Genomic DNA, 25940 nt, shown 5'->3' on the forward strand with positions numbered 1-25940 from the left:
ATCGGATGACGATACAGGGGGGCAGCGGCGAAGTCGGCGAACTGCTGCTGCCCCCGCATCTTTCTCCCGATACCCTGCGTCCGCTGGCTGGTGGGCGCGCGCTCCGTCTCGATGGAGAGACGATGGGCACATATTGGGCGCTCTCGGCGGTGGTGCCGCCGGAACTGCCGGAAACCGGTCTGCGCTCCCTGCTGGAACAGGGGTTTGCCCGTGTCATCGCGCAGATGAGCCAGTGGGAGCCGGATTCGGAAATCAGCCGTTTCAACCGCGCGGCGCCCGGCACCCGTTTCCCGCTGTCAGCCGAATTCGCTTATGTCCTCGATTGTGCGCTGGAAATCGCCCGGGCGAGCGGGGGCGCATTCGATCCCACGCTGGGCGGGGCGAGCGATCTGTGGGGCTTCGGCGCCAGCGCGGCACCCATTCAAACGCCCGACGAGAAAGCCGTTTCCACCGCGCGCGGGCCGAATTGGCGGCATTGCATCTTGGAAGACGGCGGGCGCATCGCGGTGCAGCCCGGCGGGCTCACGCTCGATCTTTCAGGCATCGCAAAAGGGTTTGCCGTCGATCTCGGCATCCGCTGGCTGGAAGCTATCGGGGTGCATCACGCATTGCTCGAAATCGGGGGGGAATTGCGCGGCGTGGGCGTTCAGGCGGATGGCATGCCGTGGTGGGTCGATATCGACATTCCGCCGTGCAGCGATGCGCCCCATGCCCGGATCGCCCTGACCGGATGGGCGGTGGCGACATCGGGCAATTACCGCCGCCGCCGCGAAAGCGATGGGCAAAGCTGGTCGCACAGTCTCGATCCCGTCAGCGGGGCTCCGCTCGGCGATGACGTGCTGTCCGCAACCGCCTTGCATCCGGGATGCATGCAGGCCGATGCGCTGGCGACCGTGCTGATGGTGCTGGACGGTGAAAAGGCGATGGCTTTTGCCGATGCGTACGGCCTGCCCGCCCGGGTGGTGTCCCGCAATGCCGTGCGGACAAGTGCCGCGTGGAAAGTGTGGGCGCAGGACGAGCCTAGGCAGGATTGAGGCTTCAGACCACCGGCATCTGCCGTTCGATGGTGCGGGCGGCACTGAGCAGCAGCTTCTGTACTTCCGCTTCGTATGCAGGATCGATCTGGGCCATAGTCCGGGAAATCGAAATGGCGGCAGGCACGCGGCCATCGGCCATGCGGATAGGGGCCGCGATGCAATAGAGGCTTTCGGTGATTTCCCCGTTGTCCACCGCCATGCCCGTCTGGCGGACGCGTTCCAGTTCCTCCGCCAGCGCGGCGGGATCGGTGATCGTATTACCGGTCAGTGGGACGAACGGCCCATTGGCGAGATAGGTGTGCAGTTGATCTTCCGGCAGATGGGCCAGCAGCGCTTTGCCAATACCCGAACAGTAGGCTTCGAGCTGCATGCCGACTTTGGTGAACAGGCCGCTCGCCCCCCGGCCGGTCTTGATGCGATAAGTCACCATGTCGTTTTCGAAAGTGCCGAGCTGGACGACGCTGCGCACTTGGCTCGCCAGATCGTGCAGCACGGGCGCGGCGACATTGGCGATAACCTGCTTCTCGTCCAGCCGGTGCAACAGGCCGAGCAGCCGCGTGCCCGCGATGTGGCGCCCGTTGCCCGCGGGGGTGAGATAGTTTTCCGCCACCAGCGTCGCCACCTGCCGGTGCGCAGTGGCGATGGGCATGCCGATGGCGCGGGCGATGGCGGAGACCGAGCGTTCGCCGCCATCGGCGATGATCGCTTCCAGCATGGCCAGCGTGCGCTGGAACGAAGACAGGACAGGGGTTCCCTTGCTCATATGATGAGAAATATGGCGCATGCTTATCTGGATTCAAGTCCGGCTTCTTCCTAGATAGGGTGGGAAAGCCGTGGCGCGATCCTGCGCGCCCGGTGCACGCGTCGTCTTAAGGAAGGTTACGATGTCGAGAGTGAAAGCGGCGATTATCGGTTCGGGCAATATCGGCACGGACCTGATGATGAAGATGATCAAGCATCCCCAGAATATGGAGCTTGTGGCGGTTGTCGGGATCGACGAGGCGAGCGAAGGCCTGGCGATGGCTCGCGAGCACGGTATTGCGACGACGCACGAAGGGCTGGAAGGCCTGCAGAAGCTGCCGGTCTATCCCGAAATCGGTATCGTGTTCGATGCGACCAGCGCTTACGCCCATAAGGTGCATGACGAGGCGCTGCGCGCCGACGGTATTCAGGTCGTCGATCTGACCCCGGCCGCGATCGGCCCGTTCACCATTCCGCCGGTCAACATGCGTGAACATCTCGATGCGCCCAACGTCAACATGGTGACCTGCGGCGGGCAGGCGACCATTCCGATGGTCGCGGCCGTCAGCCAGGTGGCCAAAGTCCATTATGCGGAAATCGTCGCTTCGGTGTCCTCGCGTTCGGCAGGCCCCGGCACGCGCGCCAATATCGACGAATTCACCCGCACCACCGCCAACGCCATCGAAAAGGTCGGCGGGGCGACCAAGGGCAAGGCGATCATCATTCTCAATCCGGCCGAACCGCCGATGATCATGCGCGACACCGTCTTTACTCTGTCCGAAGGCGCGGATGAGGAAACGATCCGCCAGTCGGTCAAGCAGATGGTGGCCGAAGTGCAAAAGTATGTGCCCGGCTATCGTTTGAAGCAGGAAGTGCAGTTCGAACGCTTCGGCGACAACAACAAGCTGAAAATCCCCGGCATGGGCGATTTCACCGGCATCAAGACGATGATCATGCTCGAAGTCGAAGGCGCGGGCGATTACCTGCCCAGCTATTCGGGCAATCTCGACATCATGACCGCCGCCGCCAAGGCAACCGGCGAACTGCTGGCTGAACGCCGCATGGCCGCTGTGAACGCCTGAGGAGACGCACCAATGACCAGCACTTTCAATGTCGAAGCGGGCGACAAGCTCTACATCCAGGACGTGACTCTGCGCGATGGCATGCACGCCATCCGCCACATGTATGGCATCGATCACGTGCAGGCGATTGCCAAGGCGCTCGACGGCGCGGGCGTCGATGCGATCGAAGTCGCCCATGGCGACGGGCTTTCGGGCGCGAGCTTCAACTACGGTTTCGGTGCGCACACCGACTGGGAATGGATCGGCGCGGTGGCCGAGGTTCTGGAAAAGAGCGTGCTGACCACGCTGATCCTGCCCGGCGTGGGCACGGTCGAGGAACTGAAGCGCGCTTACGATCTCGGCGTGCGCTCGGTGCGCGTGGCAACGCATTGCACCGAGGCGGACGTGTCGAAGCAGCATATCGGGATCGCCCGCGATCTCGGCATGGACGTTTCCGGCTTCCTGATGATGAGCCACATGATCGATGCCGAAGCGCTCGCCCAGCAGGCTCTGCTGATGGAAAGCTACGGTGCGCAGTGCGTCTATGTGACGGACAGCGGCGGCGCGCTCGACATGGATGGCGTGCGTGATCGCCTGCGGGCCTATGACAAGGTGCTCAAGCCCGAAACCCAGCGCGGTATCCACGCGCACCACAACCTGTCGCTGGGCGTGGCGAACTCGATCGTGGCGGCGCAGGAAGGCGCGGTGCGCATCGACGCCAGCCTCGCGGGCATGGGCGCCGGTGCGGGCAATGCGCCGCTAGAAGTGTTCATCGCCGCGGCCGACCGCAAGGGCTGGAATCACGGGTGCGACGTGATGGCGCTGATGGATGCGGCTGAAGACCTCGTCCGTCCGCTGCAGGATCGCCCGGTGCGGGTGGACCGTGAAACGCTCGCGCTCGGCTATGCCGGGGTTTATTCGTCCTTCCTGCGTCATGCGGAAAAGGCGGCGGAAACCTACGGTATCGATACCCGTGCGATCCTCGTCGAACTTGGCCGCCGCAAGATGGTCGGTGGACAGGAAGATATGATCGTCGACGTCGCGCTCGATATGCTCAAGGAAAAAGCCTGAGCATTTTTGCGCGCATCGGATGGTGGACTTGCTCCGCCACCACGATAGCCAATTGGAAAGGGCCGCCATTGTGCGGCCCTTTTTCGTGGCGTGGCCCGCCGCAAACCCCTGAATGACGTTTGGGGCTGGGCGTTTGCTGCGATGTCTGCCATGCCGTTCCCGGCAACGAATAGAATGGGACTAAACGTTTGTCCAGTGAAGCGGCGGTGCGCCTTGCCGAAATAGCCTGTGAATTGTGCATCGAAGCGGGGATCGGCAACCTGACGATGCGTGCCGTTGCCGAGCGGGCCGGGTTAACCCCGCCGGCGGTGGTCTATCATTTCGGCAATCGGGAAAAGCTGCTGCTGGCGGCGTTGGAGGCGCTGCGTCAGCGGCTTTTGGCGACTTATCAAGCGATTGTGGCGGGCTTGCGCGCCGAAGCGGTGGGGGACATGGATGCGCATTCCGCCATCTGCGCCGCGCTGATCGAACTTGTCGCGACAGAGGGCAGGGCCTTCGCGGCGAGCGACGATATGGCGCGCGCATTGGCTGTCACCGCGCAGGCGCAGCAGGCGGGCGCTGTGGTGGCGGGCATGTATGGCGATGCCGAAACCTTCTGGCGCGCGCTGCCCGCCGTGGATGCCCTGCCTGAGGACGCCCGCGTGCTGTGCGTGGCGGTGCCCTTGGGCCTTATCCCCTATGCGATTCTTGATCGGGTGGCGGCGCGGCGCAATGCGATGATCGTCCAGGCGATCACGCGCCTGTTCGCGCGCCTGCACGGAGCGGCGGTGATTCTGCGCGAGACGGCAGGCGATCTTGCTCCGCTGGAGGATGAGGCACGGCCTGAAGGCAAGCAGCAGATTGTCGAAGCGACAATCCGCCTGAGTGGGCGATTGGGCATCGCCGGATTGACGCATCGCAATATCGCCAAAGAGGCCGGGCTGTCAGCGGCCGCGACCACCTATTTCTATCCCACCAAGGAAGATATCGTGGTGGATGCGGCGCGGGTGGTGCAGATGCGGGCGATCGATGCGGTGATCGCCGGGCATGTGCCGCCGCCGAAATTCCCCTCCCGCATTGCACTCGACGCGGACAGCGAAGAACGCAGCGAGCTTGCCGCGCTGACGGCGTTCATGAACGCTGCGGCGATGCTTCCTGATCTCGGCAATCTGGCGGCGACCTTCCGCTGGATTCGCGGGCTTGCCGCCGTGCGCTGGTTGCGCGCGCGCGGCTATGCGGTGGACCGGCTGGATGGGATCATCTGGTCATCGGCGACTACGCCGCTGACGCGAAAGGCGCTGCTTCTGCCCAAGGCGCAGCGCGCGGCTTTCCTTGATGATACGGCGGAAATCTGGCTCCATCGCCTGTTCGGCCAATCCTGACTGTACATATATAAAGTCGATCCTTGACGGATGTTAAGGATTCGGATAAATTTCCCTCAAATCTCGAATCCTATCGGCGGTAATTCGAGGATTTGAGGGAAATATAGCTAGCCTGAGACTGTTCAAAAATTCAGTCATTTGGGTTTGGGGAGATTTATGAAGCATTTTCTGAATTCGTCCGCGTGCCTCGCTCTCGCTGTTGGGTTGGCTGGTTTCGCACCCGCAGCTCTGGCGCAGGAGCAGGAAGCGCCGAGTGCTGAAGGCGGCATCGCTGAAATCGTCGTTACCGCGCAGCACCGCGCGGAGTCGTTGCAGAAGACACCGATCTCGGTCGCCGCGCTCACCAGCGATGCGATCGAAGCCCGCGGCATCACCAGTGTGACCGGCCTGCAGTCGGAAGTGCCCAATCTGCAAATGACCCCGCATCCGAACAGCGCCACCACGACCCGGATTTTCATTCGCGGCGTGGGCAATATCGATGACCAGATCACGCAGGATCCCAGTGTCGCGGTCTATGTCGACGGGATTTATGTCGGCCGCAGCCAGGGCCTGGCCAGCGATATTGCCGAGATCGAGCGGATCGAAGTCCTGCGCGGCCCGCAGGGCTCCCTCTACGGGCGCAACGCCACGGGCGGGGCAATCAATTTCGTATCGCGGCCGCCGCAACTGGGCAAATTCGAAGCCAAGCAGGTGGTCAGCGTGGGCAACTACGATTACCTGCGCACCCGCACCCGGCTGAATATCCCTCTCGGTGAAACGCTGGCGGTGGAACTGGGCTACGTCCACAGCGAAAAGGACGGGTACGTCAAGAATCGCGGCACCGGCGTTTCCCGTTTCGGCGATCAGCGCCGCGATGGGTATCGCGCGGCGGTGCGGTGGATGCCGACTCCCGATATCGATATCCGTTACAGCTATGACCGCAGCGATATCGGCGATACGCCGGCTTATCTCGTGGCCATGCCGATCTATCCGAAAATGATCGACCGCCCGACCGAAAGTTCGCGCTACGTATCCAATCTGCGTCGCAACGATGTGCGGGCGCAGGGGCACAATCTGACCGCCAGTTTCCAGCTCGGCGATCATCTCGAACTGCGCTCGCTCACCGGCTATCGCCGCCTGCACAATGAATCGAACCAGAACTATCTGACCGGGGCGGTCGGGCCGTTCCCGCTGTTCGTCAACTCCTTCGACGATCGCCAGAAACAGTTCAGCCAGGAATTCCAGCTTCTCGGCAGCGCTCTCGATGGCCAGATCGAATATGTTCTGGGCGCCTATTACTTCGATGAAAGCGCGCGTTCAGCCAACACCACGATAACCGCGGCCTCGGTTCGCACCGATCGCAGAGTCACCGCCAAGAACCGCGCCTATGCCGTCTATGGCCAGGGCACGTGGACTCCGGCGGGCCTTGACGAGCGTCTGCATCTCACGGTCGGCGCCCGCTGGTCGCGCGACAAGCGGCAGGCGACGCTGCAGGACGTCATCACCCAGGCCAACGGTGCGGTGAACGTGCTGCCCGCGGGGGCGGGCCGGAATGCCTATTCCAATGTCAGCCCGACACTCATCATCGCTTATGACATCAACCCGCAAGTCAATGCCTATGCCAAGGTTTCGCGCGGCTACAAGTCGGGCGGCTTCAACATCCGCGCATCGAGCACCCAGCGCTTCAATCAGGGGTTCGGTCCGGAAAGCCTCACCGCTTATGAACTGGGCTTCAAGTCCGACCTGTTCGATCGTCGTCTGCGGCTGAATGTGGCGTTGTTCAACGCCAACTACAAAGACATCCAGATCAACATGCAGACCGATCCGAACAACCCGACGCGCACCGACGTGCTCAACGCGGGCAAGGCCCGGATTTATGGTGCGGAAATCGATCTGACGGCGATGCCGGTGGACGGGCTGACGCTGACGGCCAGCTATGGCTATACCAAAGCGAAGCACAAGAAGATCATCGGTCTCAATGGCGAGAACATCGCCGACAATTTCGTTTTCACGAATATCCCGCGCAACAGCCTCAATCTCGGTGCGGACTATGAATTCGCGAAGACGAGCATCGGCAATTTCTCCGCTTCGGTGAACTACAGCTATCAGGATCGCGCTTATGCCTCGGTGGCCGACAAGCGGCAGATCCTGCCGAAGTACGGCCTGCTCGATGCCCGGCTGACGTTGTCGGAAATTCCGGCGGGCAAGCTGGACCTGCGGCTGTCGGCCTGGGGCCGCAATCTTACCAACAAGGAATACCTCGTGTTCGAAGGGGCCGTGGGCCTGCCCGATCGTTTCGGTGCATTGTTCGGCGAGCCGCGCAGCTATGGTCTCGATCTGACGGCATCATTCTGAAGGAGATAGCATGGCAATAACGGTCAAACCCGTTCAGCCGCTCATCGGCGCCGAGATCGAGGGGATCGACCTGATGTCCGTCTCGGCTGTCGAAGTGGCCGAAGTGCGCGCGGCGCTGTTGCGGTACAAGGTGCTGTTCTTCCGCAACCAGAAGCTGGAGCGGGCGAATCACGTGGCGCTGGGCAAGGCTTTCGGCGAACTGGAAGTGCACCCGCTGTCGGTCCATCCCGATTTTCCCGAATTGCTGGAAATCGCATCCGATGGCGATGTCTCGGAAGGGCGCCAGGCGCCCGCCGCGGATTTCTGGCACAGCGACACGACGTTCCGCGATGTGCCGTCGGCGGCGTCGATCCTCAAAGCCACGGCTTTGCCGGCGCTGGGCGGGGATACGCTGTGGGCCAATATGGCGGCGGTCTATGCCGGGCTGCCGGAAAAGGTCCGCCAGCGGATCGATGGGCTGGACGCCTGGCATGATGGGCTGGTGTCGTTCGGGCGCCATCTCGACACGCCCGAAAAGCGCGCGGGGTTCACCGCCAAGCATCCGCCGCAGCGGCATCCGGTGGTGCGCATCCACCCGGAAACGGGGGAACGGGTGCTTTACGTCAACAGCGGCTTCACCACGGCCATCGCCGATATCGATCCGGCGGAAAGCGAAGACTTGCTGCGGCTGCTGTTCGACGAAGTGAAAAGGCCCGAATATCAGGTGCGTTTCCGCTGGGAACCGGGCGCGATCGCCTTTTGGGATAATCGATCGACACAGCACTATGGCGTTGCGGACTATTCCGGTTATCGTTGCCTCGAAAGAGTAACAATAATGGGTGACCGCCCGGTCGGCCCGACAGCGGAGTAGGATCATGGAAGCGACGGACAGGTACGAAACTCCCACGGATATAATCGTGCCAGTCCGGGAACCGCCTCGCTGGCTTGCACTGGCGTTGCTGTTCTTTGCGCAGATGGTGGCGATCGGCAGCATTTCCTACGGATTTTCCGTGCTGCTGAAGCCGCTGGCGCTCGATTTCGGCCTCCCTCGCGCCGAGGTCAATCGCGGTCTGATGGTGGTGCTGGTCGGTATGGCCGTGTTCTCGCCCCTGATCGGGCGGGCGCTCGACCGGTTTTCCGGTCGTCTGGTAATTGCCTGCGCGGCCGCGCTGTTCGGGGCTGGTTGGCTGGTGATCGCGGTCAGTCACAATCTGGTGATTGCCCTGCTGGCGGCGTTCTTCCTGCTGGCGCCCGGCGGCGCGGCGCTGGGGCCGCTCGCCGCCTCGACGCTGGTCGCGCGCTGGTTCACCGAGAAGCGGGGGCTGGCGCTCGGCGTGGTGTCGGTCGCTTCGTCCACCGGCGGCCTGCTGGTGGTCCCGGTGCTGACTTTCCTCATCGACACCTTCGGCTGGCGGCAGGCGATGGGTGCGTTTGCCGCGATCGTTTCGTTGATCGTGCTGCTGTTCGCATTCATCCTGCTGCCCGACAGGTCGGATCGCCCCGCGCAGGGCGAAGCGGCCGCGCAGGCGGTGGACCAGCCGGGCAATCTGTTTCTGATCCGAGATTTCTGGCTGATCGCGTTTGCGGTGGGATCGATCATGGCGATCAACGGCGCGCTGCTGTCCTGTTTGATCGCCTATGCCACCGATCGCGGCTTCACCGCGTATCAGGGGGCGGCCCTGATGTCGGTGATTTCGGGTACGGCGGTTCTGGGTAAACTGGGCATCGGCGCCCTGTCCGACAAGATCGATCCGCGCTGGCTGTTTCTCGTCGTTATCGTTCTTAATGCTTGCCTGCTGGCAATGCTGATCGCCAATCCCGCTTATCCGACACTGTTCACCGTGGCTGCGTTGACCGGGCCCGCTGTGGGCGGGGTTCTGCCGCTGTGGGGCATGCTGGTCGGCGGACGTTTCGGCGTGCCGTCGATGGGGCGGGCGATGGGGTTGATGTCCACTGTCTTCCTGCCGCTCAATCTGCTCGGACTGCATATCGTCGGCACGGCTTTCGACAAGACCGGCAGTTATCTGCCGGCCTTTGAAATCTATCTGATGGTCCTGGTGTTCGTGGCCATCGCTATCCTGCCCGTCAGGGCATCCTTCAGGAAATGACTGCTCATGCGTAAACGTCTCGCGATCTCCTTGTTGCCTTTGCTGGTGTTCGGCGGCATCGCCCAGCCTGTGGTTGCGGCCCAGCCTGAACCGCAGGCTGCCACGCTCCCACCGGAACTGCCGACAGGCGGGTTCGATGCGGGCCTGTCCAACAAGGAGATCGAAAGACTGACGGCAGAGGCGTTCTACTGGGGCCTCAATATCGCGGGGTTCTATGAACTGCGTTATGTCTATACCCAGTTCGAAGGCCAGCCTGCCTTTCGCGGGATCAACCGGATGCAACCGATCAACCAGTTGATGGATGCATCGGTGCGCTATGCCACCACGGTGAACGCTTCGACGCTCTATTCCGGCGGTGCGTTCGATGTTTCCCGCGATCCGCTGGTGATCGAGGCCCCGGCGGTGAGCGATGGCCGCTATTGGAGCGTGCAGGCCGGCGATCAGAACGCCAACTGGTTCATGATGGTGGGATCGCAGTTCACCGGGAACGAAGCGCAGCGTTATATCATCGTCGGCCCCAACTGGCGCGGGACCATTCCGGCGGAGTTCCGTTCGACCCAGGTCTATCGCGCCACGTCCGACAGTTTCACGCTGGCGGTGCGGGTGGCGGTGACCGACCGCAGCGAAGCCGACATGGCGGCCGCGCGCAAGGCGGTGAACGGCGTGCTCGCCGCTCCGCTCCGCCTGTGGCAGGCCAACGGCCGCAAGGTACCGCCGCTGGCGCAGCAGCCGATCGAGAAAGCAACCTACCGCCACTTCCCACGGATGAAGCAGATCGTCGATTACGGCCGCACGATGACGGCGAGCGACTATCTCCAGCTTCTCAGCCTCGCGATCAACGATCCGGCAATCACGAAGCGCAGCGATTCCGTGCGTGAAGTGGCCGTTCTGAAAGAACTGGCGAAGCTCGGCCTGCGCGAAGGCGTGCTGCTCGATCCGGCAAAGCTGACCCCGGATCAGGTGGCGGCGGCCCAGGCCGGTTTCAATGCGGCCCGCAAGAAGGCGAAAGACGCGCTGGAGGCGAGCCTTGTCAACATGAACGGCTGGCGCTTGCAATCCTCGCTGTTCCACAACGATCTCGATTATGTCGCCAAGGCTGGTTCGGACGATGTGGCTTGGGGCACGCCGGTGCCCTATCAGTCGCACACTATCGCCTATATCTTCCGCGACAGCACGGGTCAGGTGCTGGACGGCAACAAGCGCTACACGATCACGTTCGACCGCGCGAACATGCCGCCGGTCACCGAATTCTGGGAACTGCCGGTTTATGATTCGGCGGGCTATTTCATTCCCAACCCGATCAATCGCTACAGCACCACCAGCTATCAGGTTGCGGCGGGCGCTTTCGCCGAGAAGGACGGGAAAGTGACGTTCTACCTGCAAGCCGACCGGCCGAGTGATCCGGAACAGGCGCGCAACTGGCTGCCTGTCGCCAAAGGTGACACGTTCCAGCTTGCCGCCCGCTATTACGGGCCGATGGCGCCGCTGATCGATGGGACCTATCCAATGCCTGCGATCATCCTCAACACCGGCAAGTAAGCCGCTGGCGGTTAATCCGCCAGCAGCGGCAGTTCCTCGAAAGAGGGATCGTCCGGCCCACAGGTCCCTTGTGCCGATCTGGTGGTATAGGGGCTGGGCCGGGCGGGTTCTTCGCGGGACCAGTCGATCACCCGGCGGCGGCGGGCGAAAAGCCACCGCCCCTCGCGCTTGACGTAATGATCGAGATAGCGCCCGCCCGCCGTCATCTGCGTGGCCGGTTCGCCGGGGAAGATATGCGTGTTGATCGTGTAGATTTCGCCTTGCGCCTCGGTTCCGTCGATGGCGATCAGCATGTTGGCGACGAGGTGCTGCGTCTTCATCGTGCCCATGGTCTGGCGCAGCCATTCGATGAACAGCGCAGCTTCGCCGCAGAATGCTTCGCCATGATCCTGCACCGCGCCGGGGGCGTAGAGCGCAGGCAGAGCCGCGAAATCGCGCCGATCCACCGCGCGGCTGTAGCGGGCGAGAAGATCGGCGATTTCCGCGCGGTCGGCGAGGTCCTGCAGTGTGAACCGTTCGGCGCTCATGCGACGAGTTGTCCGCTGCGGATGGCGATATCGTCGGTGAGCATATCCCAGCCCTGCTTTTTGAGATCGGCCAGCGGGACCAGATAGGATGCGACCTGCGGCGGCTCCGCACACTTGATGAAGCGCAGGCTCATTGTGCCGTGCACATGGCCGAAGCTGTCGATCCAGTTGCCGCCGATGCCCGGGTTTTCCTCCGCGATCACCACCCGCACTGTGCCGTCGGCCTCATGGCGGGCCATCATCCCGTTGATATAGCCGCCCTTATGCTCATAGGTGTCGAGGTTTTCCTGGAAGATATTGAGCAACTGGAAAATCCAGTATTCGGCAGGCGGCGTGGCGAAGTGGAACACCAGCGCCATATCCTTGGGCTTTTCCCACATGCCGAACGCGTGATGGCGGTCGGCCACCCCGCCGTTGCTGAGATAGACCGTGCGGGAAAACTGCAACTGGTTGGCCCGGGTGGCCAGATTGTCGAACCACCAGCTCCGTTCCAGTTCGGCATAGCCGCGCACCATCTGCGCGGCCCGCGCAAGATTGGTCGCCAGTTCCTCCGGCCGCACGGGGCGCTGCCTCGGCTGGTCGAGCCGCTCGATATGGAAAGTGGCGGGCACTTCGGCGTCGCGATCCTTGTGCACCAGCCGGATCAGCAGCCCGACGGTGTCATCCCCGATCTTCAGCCAGTCGCGCCCATCAGCCGGTTTCTCCGGGCTGCAGATCACTTCGAAATTGCCTTCGGCATCGAAACGGATCGCATCGCTCTGGAGGAAATCGGTGGTGTACAGCATCGCCGGATCGAATTCCTTGACGCTGTCCGCCCCCTTGTCGGCCCAGTCGCGTGCGCCCACCGTCCGATCCTGGTTGGCTTTCCATGCCGCCATCACGAAATAGGGCAGAGTGCCGCGATTGCCCCATACGCGATAGGAATGGCCCGGTTCATACCATTCGGACAGTAGATGATCCTGATCGGGCGTTTGCGCGTTGATCGAACAGCGGAACGGAGTGTCGCGCAGGCGCGGATGAGCGGGCTCGCTGTTCTCGACGAAGCGTTCCAGCCCGTTGCGCAGCAGGCGGCTGAGATGGCGATACCATTCGGCGCGATCAAGATCATCGGGCACATCGCCCCAGCGTTCGATCTCATGCCCGGTGAGGCGGACCGTCTCGCAAAAATCGTCCCAGGCTTGCCCGGTCAACAGGCGCTGTGCCGCTTTGGCGTCGGTCATATCTCGCTCCTCTCTACGATGGATGGTGGGGGTGTGCCGCGCCGTTGCAGGACGGAAATCACGAATCCGGTCAGCAAGGCGAGGCCCAGAATAAGAAAGCAGCCCTTGGCCCCGAATGCTTCACGCAGCGGCAGGATCACCAGCGGGCTGAGAAATTCGCTGAGGAAAACCGCGCTGTACATCAGTCCGATGGCCCGGCCGCGCGCGGCATGCGGTGTCCGCGCGATCAGCACAGCGGCGAAATGCGGGGAAAACAGGCCGGTGCCGGTGCCCAGCAACATGCAGCCGGCAGCCGCGCTCCACACCCCGCTCGACTGGCTGAGCGTGATCGTGCCCAATGCAAAGGCCATCAGGATCGCGCTCAATGTGCCGCGTTCGCCCAGCTTCTGGCGCACGCGGGCGTAGAGCGCGGCGGAAACGATGGAAAGCGCGGCACTGCACGCGATGATGCGGGATTTGAGGACCGGGCTGACGATGCCGTTGTGTTCGAGCAGGAACGGGACCTGTGTCGCGGGCATCATCATCAGGCCTGCCATAGCCAGCACGAGGGCGTAGATCGGCCAGAGCGAGGACACCACAGTGCGGGTGGGCGTCGCCGCGCGATCCGCGCCGCCGGTGGCGATGGAAGGAACCGCGATCAGCGCCAGAACGACCAGCGGCGCGGCGACGAGATAGATCGCGAAAGGCATCCGCCACCCACCCGCCGCGGCGAGTACGCCCGACAGCAGTACCGCGCTCATCGCTGCGACCCCGGCGAGCGAATCCTGGATACCGATCATCTTGCGCCGGGTGATTTCGTCGAACCGTTCGCCGATCAGCCAGGTGGCTCCGGTGGCGACGCACGCTCCCCCCAGGCCGAGCAGGAAGCGCGAGACCAGCAACGCTATCGGATGGTCGATCCACAGCCCAGCCGAACCGCCAAGGGCGAACACCGCGAACGCCGTGATAATCAGCGAACGGGGCCCGATCCGGTCGATCAGATAGCCGCCCAGTGTGCCGCCGATCATCAGCCCCAGCGCCGGGGTCGTCATGATCCACTGGGCGAAGAAAGTGCCGCCGCCATGGCCGGCGAAATAGCGCGCCATGGCCGGAATGACGGGGGCAATGGTGGAAAACGTCAGCGAGATCAGGGGCGGCCCTGAAAGCATGACGATCAACAGGGCAGCCCATCGCAGGCCGTGTACCGCTTTCAATTGCTCTGTCGCGCTGTGTGCCATGCCTTGCCTGAGGATGTGTCTGATTGCCGGAAATGGGAAACCGATGGTGGCGGAGCCGATACGATCAGGGCGTGGGCGCTGCGCGAATGGGCGCAGGGCCGCCTGTGCGTTGCAAGTGTCTCTCCGATCCGTTCCTGTTTTCAACAGCGATCTTGCGCGAACCGCCAGATGGGCGCAACCTTTTATGATTGTGCGGGTTATCCGCCGGAATCGGAACGATAAAGGGCCGGGCCGCCCACGCGGTGCAACAGGTGGAGGATTTTTCGTGGCAGCTCTTGAGCGGACATCCAGTGCGGGCTCCTTCGGAATCAGGCACGTGCCATGGATCGTCATGGCGCTGGTCGGGGCGTTCTCGCTCTGGGTGGTCGCGGTATCGCGGGGGGAAGCGATCAATGCGCTGTGGATCGTGGTTGCCGCCGTATGCTGCTTCCTCGTCGCCTATCGCTATTACGCGTTGTACATTGCCCGCCATGTGATGCGGCTCGATCCGTCTCGGCCGACGCCGGCCGTCTATCGCGCTGACGGGCTGGACTATGTGGCGACGGACAAGCGGGTGCTGTTCGGGCATCACTTCGCCGCGATTGCCGGTGCCGGGCCGCTGGTCGGCCCTGTGCTGGCCGCGCAGATGGGATATCTGCCCGGCACCTTGTGGATCATTGCCGGGGTCGTGCTGGCAGGCGCGGTGCAGGATTTCATGGTCCTGTTCATTTCCATGCGCCGCGATGGGCGCTCGCTCGGCGAACTGGTGCGCATGGAAATGGGCGCGGTGGCAGGCACGATCGCCTTGCTCGGCACTTTCATGATCATGGTCATCATCCTGGCGGTGCTGGCGCTGATCGTGGTCCGGGCGCTGGCGGAAAGCCCGTGGGGCATGTTTACCGTGGCGGCGACTGTGCCGCTGGCGCTGTTCATGGGAGTCTATACCCGCTGGATTCGCCCGGGCCGGGTGGGTGAAGTCTCCCTGCTCGGTTTCGTCGGGCTGATTCTTGCCATCGTCTATGGCCAGAACATCGCGGCTTCGCCGTTCTGGGGGCCGTTGTTCACGTTCACGCCGGTGCAATTGTGCTGGATATTGATCGGCTACGGCGCGGTGGCTTCCGTGCTGCCGGTGTGGCTACTGCTGGCCCCGCGCGATTATCTGTCCACATTCCTCAAGATCGGGGCCATTGCCGCGCTGGCTATCGGGATCGTGATTATGGCCCCGCCGCTCAAGATGCATGCGGTGACGCAATTTGTGGACGGCGGCGGGCCGGTGTGGTCGGGGGCGTTGTTCCCGTTCCTGTTTATCACCATCGCCTGCGGCGCGGTATCGGGCTTCCATGCCCTGATCGCCAGCGGGACGACCCCCAAGCTGATCGCCACCGAAGCGGATGCGCCGATCATCGGTTATGGCGGGATGCTGATGGAAGCGTTTGTGGCGATCATGGCGCTGGTCGGCGCTTCGATTCTCGATCCCGGGCTCTATTTCGCCATGAACAGCCCGACCGCGATCACCGGCGGCGATCCGGCCAGCGCGGCCGCGGCGGTGACGGCGATGGGCTTTCCGATTTCGGCCGATGTTCTGGCGCAGACCGCGCGCGACGTGGGCGAACATTCGATTGTCTCGCGCACCGGCGGCGCGCCCACGCTGGCCGTGGCGATGGCGGAAATCTTCGCCCATGTGGTCGGCGGGCCCGGCTGGAAAGCGTTCTGGTATCACTTCGCCATTTTGTTCGAGGCGCTGTTCATCCTCACGGCGGTGGACGCAGGGACGCGCGCCGGGCGGTTCATGCTGCAGGATCTGATGGGGCTGGCAGTGCCGTCGATGCGCTCCACCACCTCGCATGTGCCGGGGATCATCGCCACCGCGCTGTGCGTGGCGGCATGGGGTTTCTTCCTTTATCAGGGGGTCACCGATCCGCTGGGCGGGGTCAACACGCTGTGGCCGGTGTTCGGTATTTCGAACCAGATGCTGGCCGCTGTCGCCTTGATGCTGGCCACCGCCGTGCTGTTCAAGATGAAGCGCGCCCGCTATGCTTGGGTGGCCGCGGCACCTGCGGCCTGGCTGCTGGTGTGCACCGTCACCGCCGGGTTGCAGAAGATCCTCTCGCCCGATCCGGCGGTGGGCTTCTTCGCTCACGCGGCCAAGTTCGCAGGCGCGGCGGCGCGCGGCGAAGTGCTCGCTCCGGCCAAGTCGATGGATGAAATGCGCCAGATCATTTTCAACGACAGGATCGATGGCGCCCTGTGCGTGGTGTTCCTGCTGGTGGTGCTGTCGCTGTTGGGATTCACGATCCGCACCTGCATCGCGGCTTACCGCGCGGACCGGCCGACCGCGTCAGAAGTGCTGCCGGCCACGGCGGCGGCGCAATGAAGCGGTTGTGGGCCATGATGCGCGAAACCGCGCGGATGATGGTGGGCCAGCCGAGTTACGAGGCCTATCTTGCCCATATGGCGGCCAGCCATCCCGATCATGCGCCGTTGAGCAGGGTGGAATTCTTCCGCAACCGGGAGGAAGCGCGGTTCGGCGCCAAAGGCGGCGGGCGCTGCTGCTGACTGCGGGGTGGAACGGGCCCCGGCAGGGCCCGTTCCAGAAGCGATCACATATGCGTGCCGCCGTCGATCCGCAGTTCGGTGCCAGTGATGAACTTGCCATCATCCGATGCGAACATGGCGATGGCGCTGGCCACGTTTTCCGGCCCGGCAAAGCCGCCGTCCATCAGGGCGGGCGACATCTTGGCGAACAGCATCATGTCGGCATCGGCGGGCAGGCCCGGATCGTTGGTCATGCCCGACTGGATGCTGCCGGGGCAGACCGAAACGGCGCGCAGGCCCTGCTTCGCGTATTCCAGCGCGATCGTGTGGGTGAACGCCTGGATGCCGCCCTTGGAAGCCGCGTAAGCCGCCATGTAGGGGTGGGCGAAGCTGGCCGAAGTGGAGCTGAAATTGACAACCGCGCCATGCCCTGAACGCAGCAGTTCGGGCAGGCATTCGCGGGTGACGAGGAACGTGCCGGTGAGATTGATCGCCAGCACGCGGTTCCAGAATTCCAGCGTCGTCTTGTGGGTATGCTGCGAACGCAGGATACCGGCGGCATTGACCAGCACATCGAGCTTGCCCGCCTGCTTGATGGCGCCGCCGATCGCCTGCTGCACCGAATTTTCATCGGCAACATCCACCACCAGCGTGGTCAGACGGTCTGCATCGCCGGCTTCTTCGGCACGGGCGCGGGTTACGCCGAGGCCTTCTTCGGAAATGTCGGCGGCGAGCACAGTGCCGCCTTCCGCCAGGATGCGGGCCACGGTTGCCTGCCCGATGCCCGAACCGGCACCGGTGATGAGGACGACGCGATTTTCAAATCTGTTCATGAGGTTAATAATCCATTGGAATATCCGGGCAGCCACGGGAAAGCGTGCCGCCAGACATATTGTAAAGCCATTCGAGCCCCGGTTGCCGGTTGGCCCACCCTTGCGTTAATGCCGCGTGGTTACGTCATGGACGCTGCGCGTTTCATCGCGCGATCCATGAAAGGATACCGGCAATGAACGTATGATATTCGCGGATGAGCGGCGGTTTGGTGCGGGTTCTGATGGAGGACAGCATGATGGTCAGCGGGATCGCCGTGGGAAAGGATGCCCCGAAGAGGCTGGCCCGCATACTCCTTGTGATAGCCCCGGCGGAAACGCCGCCTGCGACGGCACTACACCAAGAAATGCTCTTGTCCAAGCGTGCCGTGGCCGGGCTTGCGGCCGATACCAAAAGCGAGGGCAATGCCCCCGCAATCGGTCGCACGCGGGATGATCCCGGTCTGCCGCCCCCGTGCGAGAGGGTGGCAGACCATTGCCGGATCACTCTCCGAAGCGATAACGCAGCTGGACGCCCCAGGTGCGCGGTTCGTTGTACAGCAGGCTGGTGGTGCCGAGGACCGAATAGATCGGCACGCCGCCGATCTTGTAGAGTTCCTTGGTGACGTTGTTGACGAAGACGCCGAGCGAGAGCCCTTCCTTGCCGGCGATATTGTTCCAGTCGGCGCGCAGGTCGAGCTGGTTGTAGCCGTTTTCGACGCCCAGCGGATCTTCGAAGACCGAGAGGCTGTAGCTGCTCGAATAGGCCCAATTGGCGCCGAACGAGAGTTCGCCCACATTGTCGCCCAGCGGCACAGTGTAATTGCCGGACAGGTTCAGACGGTGTTTTGCCAGGAACGGGAAGGGCCGGTTGGTGATTTCCTTGCCAGTCTGCACATCGAGGAAGCTCGAATACTTGGCGTCGGTCAGCGAGTAGGACGCGCCGAGCGTCAGATGTTCGAACGGCTTCAGCGTCAGGTCGGCTTCGAGGCCCTTGATCTTGGCCTTCGCGGCGTTGACGATCAGGTTGATCAGCGCGAGTTGGCCCGTCACTGGATTCTGGGTCGAAAAGGCTTGGCTGACCTGTGCATCCTTGAGTTGTGAAATGAAGCCGGCAAGATTCAGGCGGCCTTCCATCCCGCCAAGGCTGAAATCGGTTTTGAGGCCGAGTTCGAAGTCGGTGACCTTTTCAGGCCCGTATGCCACGCCGAAGTCCAGCGCCTGCGGGTTCAGGCCGCCCGCACGATAGCCACGCCGATGGGTGAAATAGACCAGTGTGGTGGGATTGACCTGATAATCCAGCCCGATGTTGTACGACGATGCGTTGAAACTGGCTTTGGTGAAAGTCGGACATCCGTTGACAAGGCTGCAGGTGTTGGACGCGAACGAGAATTTCCATCCGTTGGCTGCAGTCGCGGAAGCATCCCTATAGTTCTGCGCGGACACCGAGCGGAAATCGTGCGTATAACGGTACCCAGCGGTGAAGCTGAGGCCTTCGACGCCCATGTTCGAGAAGTCATAGGTGAACTGGCCGAACAGTGCCTGGCTGCGTTCCACGGGCGAGGAAACGCTGAGCGAAGGCGTGCCTACAGACACCTGTACCGTGCGCTGCGGCGAAGGCGACTTGCTCCACAGCACGAACGCACCGATGGTGAAATCCAGAGCGCCGTCGAACGCCTTGCCCTGCAACTGCGTTTCGTTGCTGATCTGGCGCAGATTGACCGACCAATCGCCATCGGGCGTGACCTGATCGAGCAGCGGATAGGCCGTGCCGTCCATGTCATAGCGGCTGAGTTGCTTGTAGCGGCGATAACCGAAGATGTTCTTCAGCGTCAGATTGTCGCTGATTTCGAAGGTCGAGATATTGGTGATGCCCCACCCGCGCGATTTGGACAGGCCATCCACGATGGACTGGGAAATCCGTGGCCCGTACTTGATCTGATTGGCCACCTGATTGGGAAGCGCCGGATTGGGGAACATGGAGACACGGCCCGCCGCCACTGCCAGCGGGAAGTAGGTGGCAGGGTTTGTAATCAACTGGGTGATGGTTGGGCCATTGCCGCCCAGCGTCAGCGGAATGGCCGGGCCGGAACCGCTGGTATTCACGTTGGGGGCGAGCACCTTGTTGGTGTCAATTCCGGCGATCTGCTGCGAAGAACCGTTGGTGTTCGAATGCATGTAGTCGAACATCAGGAAGTTTTCGAAGCGGTCCGATGGAGTCCACAGCATCGAGCCACGCAGACCGAAATAGTTGCGGTCGTCGAGTTCCTGCCCGGTGACGATGTTCTTGGTGAACCCGTCACGCTTGGCAAGTTTGCCCGCGAAGCGGAACGCCAGTGTATCGCCAGCGGGGAGGTTGATCGCGCCTTCGATCTGGCGATCGTTGAACCGGCCATACTGGAGGTTCACATAACCGCCGGTGTTGTGCGTTGGGCGGGCCGGTTCGTAGAGCACCGCGCCGCCGGTGGAGTTGCGGCCGAACAGCGTGCCCTGCGGGCCTTTCAACACCTGCACGTTCTGCAAGTCGAAGAACTTGCCGGGGCCGGTATCGCCGGTCTGCAGGGGAACCTGCGCAAAATAGGCGGTGACGCGCGGGTTCTGCCCTTGTGCCGAAGCGCCCGAGCTGGACTGGCCGCGGATGGACATGGTCACTTCGTCGCGAGCCTGCTGATAGGTGGTCAGCGCCGGAACGATGCGTTGCAGGTCGGTTGCATCCTGCACATTGCGTTCGCTCAGCATGTCGCCGCTGAAGGCCTGCACGGAAATCGGCACCGACTGGAGCGATTCCTCCTTGCGGCGGGCGGTCACCACGATATCCGCAAGGCCGCTGCTGGCCGATTGACCCGTGGGTTGCGGCTCCGCGTCCTGCGCAAATGCGGGCGCTGCGCCCACCATCAGGCCGACGGTTGCCGCCATGGCACCGATTTGCCAACGCTTGCGATAGATACAGGAAGCCCCTCTGCGCATCATACACCCTCCCAAAGTATTTTTCTTATGAACCCAGTTCAAATTTCTGAACTTAAGTTCATGTATAACGAATTTGTACTGGGCGTCCAGAGAGTTGATTGCGTGTAATAAGTATTACATAACAAATGGATGGGCCGTGGTGTTGCGTGTCTGCCACATCCCCGAAAAGGATGCGCGTGTGGCCTGATCGGGCGATTCGTCTGTGGTTCGGCACCTAGTGCCGCCGGGGGTGGCGGGCAGGCAAATACCGGCTGCCCCCGGCTACTGGTCAGGCAACGACAGCATCGCTGTAAAGGTTGGGGCTGCCCAGCCATTCGCGGTGGGATTGCGGCACTTTACCGCCTTCGTCCGTGATGCCGTAGACTTGCGCCTGTTCTGCGCCGATCAGGGTCTTGCCCGACAGTTCCATGCGCGCCGGATCTGCGTGGATGGCGGCGATGACGTGGCCGGTGAATTCGGGTGTTTCGGCGATTGCCAGAACCTGCGCATATTCATCGGGGCGTTCGAGCGCGGAAGCCTTGGTTCGCTCTGTCGCCAGGATACCCATCCAGACGGAGACCGTGGCCACGCCATGCGGGCGCAGGTCCACCGCCATATCGTGCGCCATCTTGTCGACCCCTGCCTTCTGCGCGCCATAGGCCGCGCCGTGCATGTAACAGGTCGCACCCGGAGAGGAGGTGAAAGCGATCAGCCCACTGCCCTGGCGGACCATGATCGGCGCGGCGTAGTAGCTGGCGACATACTGGCTGCGTAGGCCGACATCGATGATTTCCGCGAGCGAAAGCGGCTTCTCCCAGAACCCGCCTGGCCGGATCAGGGCATCGTCGATATGGGCGACATTGTTGACGAGGATATCCAGCCGTCCCTGTTCCTCCTCCACCTGCCTGAACAGCGCCGCGACGCTGGCATCGTCCCCATGATCGACGCGCACGGCGATCCCCTTGCCGCCGGCGGCGGTGACGGCTTCGGCGGTTTCGCTGATGGTGCCGGGCAAGGCCGCATCGCCGGGGTTGATTGTGCGCCCGGTGACATAGACAGTGGCCCCGTGCTGGCCCAGAGCGATGGCGATGCCGCGCCCGGCGCCGCGGCTTGCCCCGGTGACGACGGCGACGAGAGGCAGAGAGGCGTTCATGGGAAATCTCCTTACGATGCCGGGGCACTGCCGGCGATGGCGGCATGGATAGTGCCATCTTCACCAATGCCGCGCATCAGGAATGATTGGCGTTCGAACCGCGATCTCGCGCGTGGGTGAACCTGTGCCTCAATCCCGCCTTTCAAGGCCGCGTAGGAACAGGCGCACGCGATAATCGGCCATGGCGGCGATCTCGGCGGCCGGCGGCGCTTCCTCGTGATAGGCGAGCGCCTGATCGGTGTAGAAGATCAACTGGAAGAACGTGATCGCATCGCGCGGATCCGGAGGATTGAGTTCGCCGGCCTCCGCCCGGGCGGCGAGATAGGCGGCCAGCGGGCGCACGCCTTCGGCCTGATAGGCGGCAATGAAATCCTGCATCACTTCGGGCCGCGCAAAACCGAGTGAAATCATCAGTCGCGCCACGTGGTAGAACGGCAATCCTCCGGCAAAGGGACGGTACATTGCGGCGATATAGGTCTCGGCGAATTCGCCCAGCATCGCCTGCGCCGGACGCGCCGGGTTCAGAACGACACGGCAGGCGGAAAGCATGTGCCGCGCGGCGTGGAGCATGACTGCATCGAGCAGTTCGGCCTTGCCGCCGATCATGCGATAGACGCTCGCCTTGCCCATCCCCGCGGCTGAGGCGATTTCTTCCACCGTTGCCGTTTCATAGCTGCGTTCGATGAAAATCCGCGTCGCATGGTGGATCAGGCGGGTTTGTCTGGGATCGTCGAACGGCGTGTCAGAGTTCACGGCGGTTTTCCTTATCCGTGCGGCGGACTGGTCGGTTCTGCCCCCATGCATGCTGTTTGCACAGCCTTTATGCTGCGCGGGACACGATAGGGAGAGACAGTTATGATAACCACACCAGCGGCCCCGGCGCGGATTGCCGCTTTCGATGCGAGCGATGATGCGGATGCGATTGCGGAACGGATGCTCGGCGATGGGGCGGTGATCGTCCGCAATGTGCTGGGGCAGCGGACACTTGATGCGTTCAATGCCGAAATCGACGAGTGGTTCGCCCGCCAGGATGCCGCGCCGCGCACCTATATGAACGACACGGTTACCCACTTCTTCGGCCCGCAGACGCGCCACCTCGCCGGGCTGGCGGGCAAATCGAAGGTGTTCCGTGGCGAAGTGCTGTGCCACGAGGTGCTGATGGCGCAATGCGAACGGGTCCTGCGCCCCCATTGCGCGGCCTATCAGCTCAATTTCGCCGATGTGATGGACCGTGGCCCCGGCGCGGCCCGGCAACTGATCCACCGTGACGATGGCATCTGGCCCTATCTGCCGCGGCAGGCTTTCCCGCTGGAATTCGCCACGATGATCGCGCTTGGGCCGTTCACGCCGGAAATGGGCGCGACGCTGATTGTGCCGGGCAGCCATCGCTGGGATGCGGATCGCCAGCCTGAACCGCATGAAATTGTCGCTGCCGGGCTGGAGCCGGGCGATGCGGTGTTCTATCTCGGCTCCACTCTGCATGCAGGGGGCGAAAACCGCACCCGGCAACGGCGCCGGGGGATGCATCTGAGCTATTGCCTCGGCTGGCTGCGCACAGAGGACAACAATTATCTCACAGCGCCGATCGATCTGGTCCGCACGCTTCCGCGCGAACAGCAGGCGATCCTCGGTTATGCATTGCACGATGGGATCGAGGTGAATGGCGGTTTTCTGGGCGCAGTGGACTGGCGCAATCCGCTGGACCTGATTTCAGAAGGCAAGATCTGAAAGAAAATTGCGGAACTGCGATATATTCAGCGCGAAAGAATTAAGTAAGCGCGCCCATCTCCTTTTGCTGTCACAGGCGTTAAGATGGCTGTGAGGCGTCCCATATGGGCGGAAATCGTGAAGAGCATTTTGCGGCATTCGCCAAATTTTTCGATTGATAAAGGTAATGACGTTTTCTATTTTATTGCCGGATAGCCTGATTGGATGGTTTGTCCTTTAAATACAGATAATTGATAACATACAAATAAAGGGAGGGTGTTATGATGGTTCGTGGCAAACACATTCTGTCGATGGCATGCGTGTCCGCAGTGTGTCTGGCAACTCCGGCTTTGGCGCAGGACGCGCCGCCGGCCTCCAGCGGTGGTCTGGATGAGATTGTCGTCACCGCGCAGAAGCGGTCGGAAAATCTCCAGAGCACCCCGCTGGCGGTCAGCGCGATCACCGCCGCCGCGATCGAGGCGCGCGGCATCACCGATGTCAGCGCGCTGACGGCCATCGCCCCCAACATCACTGTCACCACGGCCCCGGCGTCGAGCGCGAACACGGCCATTTTCATTCGCGGCATCGGCGATCAGGAGCCGGTGCTGACATCCGATGCCCCGGTCAGCATCTATGTCGACGGGGTCGTGCTCGGGCGGTCGACCGGCGCGGTGTTCGATCTGGTCGATCTCGAACGGATCGAAGTGCTGCGCGGGCCGCAGGGCACGCTCTACGGCCGCAACACCATCGGTGGCGCGGTCAATTTCATCACTGCCAAGCCCGCGCAGGAATTCGGGGTCAAACAGCGTTTTTCCTATGGCAGTTTCAATCAGTGGCAATCGCGCACCACGATCGACACGGGTGAACTGGGCACATCGGGCCTGCGGGCGAAACTGTCCTATGTCCATCGGGAGCAGGATGGGTATGTCAACGATCCGACTGCCAAGAGCAGCCGCGATCCGGGGGCGCTGAATATCGATGCCGCGCGGGTGGCGCTGTCCTTCGACAAGGGCGGTGCGTTCCGGGCCGACTATGCGTTCGATTTCAACCATCGCGAAAGCATGGCGCCCGCATTCCAGGCCACGATCATGCGGCCCGATGTCCTGGCCTATGTCAACACTTCGCCGTCGCTTGGCGGGGCTGCCCCGGTCATTTCGACCAAGCGTCGCAAGCGGCTGGCGCTGGATACCGATGGGCTGCTGACCGACAAGGTCTGGGGCCACACGCTCACGCTGGAGCTCGATCTGGGTGAGAATACCATGCTGCGCTCGCTCACCGGCTATCGCAAATGGACCAATATCGACCGGGGTGACGATCTTGACGGGCTGGCCGGTATTCTGGGCAATACGGTCGATCCGATGATCCTGGTGGGTGGCTCGTTCACCCCCACTGGGGTCCAGCCGATCAGCCTGTTCAGTTCCAGCAACCGGCGCAAACAGCACCAGTGGACGCAGGAATTCAACCTGATCGGCAAGGTCGGGGACCGCTTGGATTACGTGCTTGGGCTGTTCTACTTCAAGGAGAAGAGCCAGGAGATCAATCCGCAGTTCCCCACCATCGTGATCTCCCCGGAATATGCCGCCCCGGCCTATGCGCTGCTGAGCTTCGACCACAAGTCGCGCTCGCAGGCGGCTTTCGGGCAAGTCACCTATCGCGCCACCGACCAGCTCAGTTTCACAGGCGGGATGCGCTATACCAGCGACAAGAAGGAACTCGATCAGGTTTCACCGTTCGCGCGGGAGCTTTCGCGCAAGTTCCACAAGTTTAACTGGGCGGCTTCGGTCGATTATCAGGCGAACGACGATGTGCTGATCTATGGCCGCGTCGCCACCGGCTACAAGGCGGGCGGGTTCAATGCCCGTTCGGCCAACTCGGGGTACAAGCCCGAAACGCTCACCTCCTATGAAATCGGCCTGAAATCGGAATTCTTCGATCGGCGGGTGCGGCTTAACGGGGCGCTGTTCTATGCCACGCACAAGGACCTGCAGATCCAGCAGTTCCAAGCCGGATCGAGCGGCGCGACGAGCATCACCGCCAATGCCGGGAAGGCAAAGTACAAGGGCATCGAACTGGAAGGGCAGGCGATTGTCGCCACCGGCCTGACCTTTTCCGGATCGGTCGGCTATGTCGACCGGAAGTACAAGCAGTTCGAAATTCTCGATCCGGGCACCGATCTGCCGGTCGATGTGGCGGACAGCGCGCGTTTCCCGTTCTCTTCCAAGCTGACCTGGAATGCGGCGCTGCAATACGATGCGCCGCGCTTCGATTTCGGGCAGCTTTCGGCCCGCGTCGAATACAATTATCGTGGCAAGGTCTATTTCCATCCGACCACGGTCGGCGCGCCGCTCAACGATGAAATCGCGGGCAAGGCGCGCGGGTTGCTGGATGCGCGCATCACGCTTTCGGAGCTGGAAGTGATCGGCAAGAAGGCGTCCATCGCCGTCTGGGGCAAGAACCTGACGGACGAAGCCTATCGTGTGCACGGGATCGATTTCGGCGGGCTCGGTTATGCCGGGAACGTCTATGGCGAACCGCGCAGCTTCGGGGTCGATCTGAACTTCGAACTCTGAATGGGCTGGCCGCCGGGCGGGTAATCCCGTCCGGCGGATCGTTTGA

General features: G+C 62.6%; 20 protein-coding genes. 12 read left to right on the forward strand and 8 right to left on the reverse strand.

Annotation, left to right across the window (positions count from 1 at the left end; all coding sequences use genetic code 11):
* Positions 1-5: 5 nt before the first annotated feature.
* Complete coding sequence (locus tag K5X80_RS05365) at positions 6-1034, forward strand: FAD:protein FMN transferase (protein WP_222559814.1); 1029 nt, start codon at positions 6-8, stop codon at positions 1032-1034.
* 4 nt (positions 1035-1038) lie between these two features.
* Here the strand turns inward: K5X80_RS05365 and K5X80_RS05370 are convergent, their stop codons facing one another.
* Entirely contained in the window at positions 1039-1800 is a 762-nt protein-coding gene (locus tag K5X80_RS05370; protein WP_222559815.1) for an IclR family transcriptional regulator, read from the reverse strand.
* 121 nt (positions 1801-1921) lie between these two features.
* Here K5X80_RS05370 and K5X80_RS05375 point away from each other — a divergent pair, with 121 nt between their 5' ends.
* From K5X80_RS05375 to K5X80_RS05405, 7 genes are all read left to right on the forward strand, one after another.
* Positions 1922-2860, forward strand: a complete 939-nt coding sequence (locus tag K5X80_RS05375) for an acetaldehyde dehydrogenase (acetylating) (RefSeq protein ID WP_222559816.1) — start codon at positions 1922-1924, stop codon at positions 2858-2860.
* 12 nt (positions 2861-2872) lie between these two features.
* Positions 2873-3910 (forward strand): 4-hydroxy-2-oxovalerate aldolase, encoded by a 1038-nt coding sequence (gene dmpG / locus K5X80_RS05380; RefSeq protein ID WP_222559817.1) that lies wholly within the window; start codon positions 2873-2875, stop codon positions 3908-3910.
* A gap of 188 nt (positions 3911-4098) precedes the next feature.
* Complete coding sequence (locus K5X80_RS05385) at positions 4099-5271, forward strand: TetR family transcriptional regulator (RefSeq protein WP_222559818.1); 1173 nt, start codon at positions 4099-4101, stop codon at positions 5269-5271.
* Between the two features lie 156 nt (positions 5272-5427).
* A complete protein-coding gene (locus K5X80_RS05390) occupies positions 5428-7605 on the forward strand; it encodes a TonB-dependent receptor (RefSeq protein ID WP_222559819.1) in 2178 nt (725 codons plus the stop codon).
* Between the two features lie 10 nt (positions 7606-7615).
* Positions 7616-8455: a TauD/TfdA dioxygenase family protein gene (locus K5X80_RS05395; protein ID WP_222559820.1), complete on the forward strand. Its 840-nt coding sequence runs from the start codon at positions 7616-7618 to the stop codon at positions 8453-8455.
* A gap of 46 nt (positions 8456-8501) precedes the next feature.
* Entirely contained in the window at positions 8502-9692 is a 1191-nt protein-coding gene (locus K5X80_RS05400) for an MFS transporter (RefSeq protein WP_222559821.1), read from the forward strand.
* A 6-nt stretch (positions 9693-9698) separates the two neighbouring features.
* On the forward strand, positions 9699-11231 hold the full coding sequence (locus tag K5X80_RS05405) for a DUF1254 domain-containing protein (protein ID WP_222559822.1): 1533 nt from the start codon (positions 9699-9701) through the stop codon (positions 11229-11231).
* An 11-nt stretch (positions 11232-11242) separates the two neighbouring features.
* On the opposite strand, the gene K5X80_RS05410 is transcribed toward K5X80_RS05405, so the two are convergent.
* Genes K5X80_RS05410 through K5X80_RS05420 form a run of 3 tightly spaced genes read right to left on the reverse strand, consistent with a single transcriptional unit; the run spans position 11243 to position 14195 of the window.
* On the reverse strand, positions 11243-11758 hold the full coding sequence (locus K5X80_RS05410; RefSeq protein WP_222559823.1) for a nuclear transport factor 2 family protein: 516 nt from the start codon (positions 11756-11758) through the stop codon (positions 11243-11245).
* Positions 11755-12978, reverse strand: a complete 1224-nt coding sequence (locus K5X80_RS05415) for a hypothetical protein (RefSeq protein WP_222559824.1) — start codon at positions 12976-12978, stop codon at positions 11755-11757. The genes K5X80_RS05410 and K5X80_RS05415 overlap by 4 nt, the downstream gene beginning before the upstream one ends.
* Complete coding sequence (locus K5X80_RS05420; RefSeq protein ID WP_222559825.1) at positions 12975-14195, reverse strand: MFS transporter; 1221 nt, start codon at positions 14193-14195, stop codon at positions 12975-12977. The genes K5X80_RS05415 and K5X80_RS05420 overlap by 4 nt, the downstream gene beginning before the upstream one ends.
* A 331-nt stretch (positions 14196-14526) precedes the next feature.
* Between K5X80_RS05420 and K5X80_RS05425 the strand changes: the two genes are divergently transcribed.
* Both K5X80_RS05425 and K5X80_RS05430 read left to right on the forward strand, forming a co-directional pair.
* Positions 14527-16548: a carbon starvation CstA family protein gene (locus K5X80_RS05425; RefSeq protein ID WP_222560387.1), complete on the forward strand. Its 2022-nt coding sequence runs from the start codon at positions 14527-14529 to the stop codon at positions 16546-16548.
* Positions 16545-16730, forward strand: a complete 186-nt coding sequence (locus tag K5X80_RS05430; protein WP_222559826.1) for a YbdD/YjiX family protein — start codon at positions 16545-16547, stop codon at positions 16728-16730. Before K5X80_RS05425 ends, K5X80_RS05430 begins: the two co-directional genes overlap by 4 nt.
* A 44-nt stretch (positions 16731-16774) precedes the next feature.
* On the opposite strand, the gene K5X80_RS05435 is transcribed toward K5X80_RS05430, so the two are convergent.
* The 4 genes from K5X80_RS05435 to K5X80_RS05450 all read right to left on the reverse strand — a co-directional run bounded on the left by K5X80_RS05435 (position 16775) and on the right by K5X80_RS05450 (position 22370).
* Positions 16775-17542 (reverse strand): SDR family NAD(P)-dependent oxidoreductase, encoded by a 768-nt coding sequence (locus K5X80_RS05435; protein WP_222559827.1) that lies wholly within the window; start codon positions 17540-17542, stop codon positions 16775-16777.
* A 480-nt stretch (positions 17543-18022) separates the two neighbouring features.
* Positions 18023-20434 carry a TonB-dependent receptor gene (locus K5X80_RS05440; RefSeq protein WP_222559828.1) on the reverse strand — a complete coding sequence of 804 codons (2412 nt, stop codon included), beginning with the start codon at positions 20432-20434 and terminating at the stop codon, positions 18023-18025.
* Between the two features lie 319 nt (positions 20435-20753).
* Positions 20754-21617, reverse strand: a complete 864-nt coding sequence (locus K5X80_RS05445) for an SDR family NAD(P)-dependent oxidoreductase (RefSeq protein ID WP_261390646.1) — start codon at positions 21615-21617, stop codon at positions 20754-20756.
* A 129-nt stretch (positions 21618-21746) separates the two neighbouring features.
* Entirely contained in the window at positions 21747-22370 is a 624-nt protein-coding gene (locus K5X80_RS05450; protein ID WP_222559829.1) for a TetR/AcrR family transcriptional regulator, read from the reverse strand.
* A 102-nt stretch (positions 22371-22472) separates the two neighbouring features.
* Here K5X80_RS05450 and K5X80_RS05455 point away from each other — a divergent pair, with 102 nt between their 5' ends.
* Entirely contained in the window at positions 22473-23345 is an 873-nt protein-coding gene (locus K5X80_RS05455; RefSeq protein ID WP_222559830.1) for a phytanoyl-CoA dioxygenase family protein, read from the forward strand.
* A gap of 260 nt (positions 23346-23605) precedes the next feature.
* Positions 23606-25894 carry a TonB-dependent receptor gene (locus K5X80_RS05460; protein ID WP_222559831.1) on the forward strand — a complete coding sequence of 763 codons (2289 nt, stop codon included), beginning with the start codon at positions 23606-23608 and terminating at the stop codon, positions 25892-25894.
* The last annotated feature ends 46 nt before the right edge of the window (positions 25895-25940 follow it).

This window comes from Caenibius sp. WL (assembly GCF_019803445.1).
GTDB lineage: Bacteria > Pseudomonadota > Alphaproteobacteria > Sphingomonadales > Sphingomonadaceae > Caenibius.

Bases quoted from the DNA above. Each gene is read 5' to 3' on its own strand.
- K5X80_RS05460 (WP_222559831.1), top strand. From the start codon at position 23,606: ATGATGGTTCGTGGCAAACACATTCTGTCGATGGCATGCGTGTCCGCA.
- K5X80_RS05455 (WP_222559830.1), top strand. From the start codon at position 22,473: ATGATAACCACACCAGCGGCCCCGGCGCGGATTGCCGCTTTCGATGCG.
- K5X80_RS05425 (WP_222560387.1), top strand. From the start codon at position 14,527: ATGGCGCTGGTCGGGGCGTTCTCGCTCTGGGTGGTCGCGGTATCGCGG.
- K5X80_RS05430 (WP_222559826.1), top strand. From the start codon at position 16,545: ATGAAGCGGTTGTGGGCCATGATGCGCGAAACCGCGCGGATGATGGTG.
- K5X80_RS05410 (WP_222559823.1), bottom strand. From the start codon at position 11,758: ATGAGCGCCGAACGGTTCACACTGCAGGACCTCGCCGACCGCGCGGAA.
- K5X80_RS05365 (WP_222559814.1), top strand. From the start codon at position 6: ATGACGATACAGGGGGGCAGCGGCGAAGTCGGCGAACTGCTGCTGCCC.
- K5X80_RS05435 (WP_222559827.1), bottom strand. From the start codon at position 17,542: ATGAACAGATTTGAAAATCGCGTCGTCCTCATCACCGGTGCCGGTTCG.
- K5X80_RS05415 (WP_222559824.1), bottom strand. From the start codon at position 12,978: ATGACCGACGCCAAAGCGGCACAGCGCCTGTTGACCGGGCAAGCCTGG.
- K5X80_RS05390 (WP_222559819.1), top strand. From the start codon at position 5,428: ATGAAGCATTTTCTGAATTCGTCCGCGTGCCTCGCTCTCGCTGTTGGG.
- K5X80_RS05395 (WP_222559820.1), top strand. From the start codon at position 7,616: ATGGCAATAACGGTCAAACCCGTTCAGCCGCTCATCGGCGCCGAGATC.
- K5X80_RS05405 (WP_222559822.1), top strand. From the start codon at position 9,699: ATGCGTAAACGTCTCGCGATCTCCTTGTTGCCTTTGCTGGTGTTCGGC.
- K5X80_RS05370 (WP_222559815.1), bottom strand. From the start codon at position 1,800: ATGAGCAAGGGAACCCCTGTCCTGTCTTCGTTCCAGCGCACGCTGGCC.
- K5X80_RS05375 (WP_222559816.1), top strand. From the start codon at position 1,922: ATGTCGAGAGTGAAAGCGGCGATTATCGGTTCGGGCAATATCGGCACG.
- dmpG (WP_222559817.1), top strand. From the start codon at position 2,873: ATGACCAGCACTTTCAATGTCGAAGCGGGCGACAAGCTCTACATCCAG.
- K5X80_RS05445 (WP_261390646.1), bottom strand. From the start codon at position 21,617: ATGAACGCCTCTCTGCCTCTCGTCGCCGTCGTCACCGGGGCAAGCCGC.
- K5X80_RS05440 (WP_222559828.1), bottom strand. From the start codon at position 20,434: ATGGCGGCAACCGTCGGCCTGATGGTGGGCGCAGCGCCCGCATTTGCG.
- K5X80_RS05420 (WP_222559825.1), bottom strand. From the start codon at position 14,195: ATGGCACACAGCGCGACAGAGCAATTGAAAGCGGTACACGGCCTGCGA.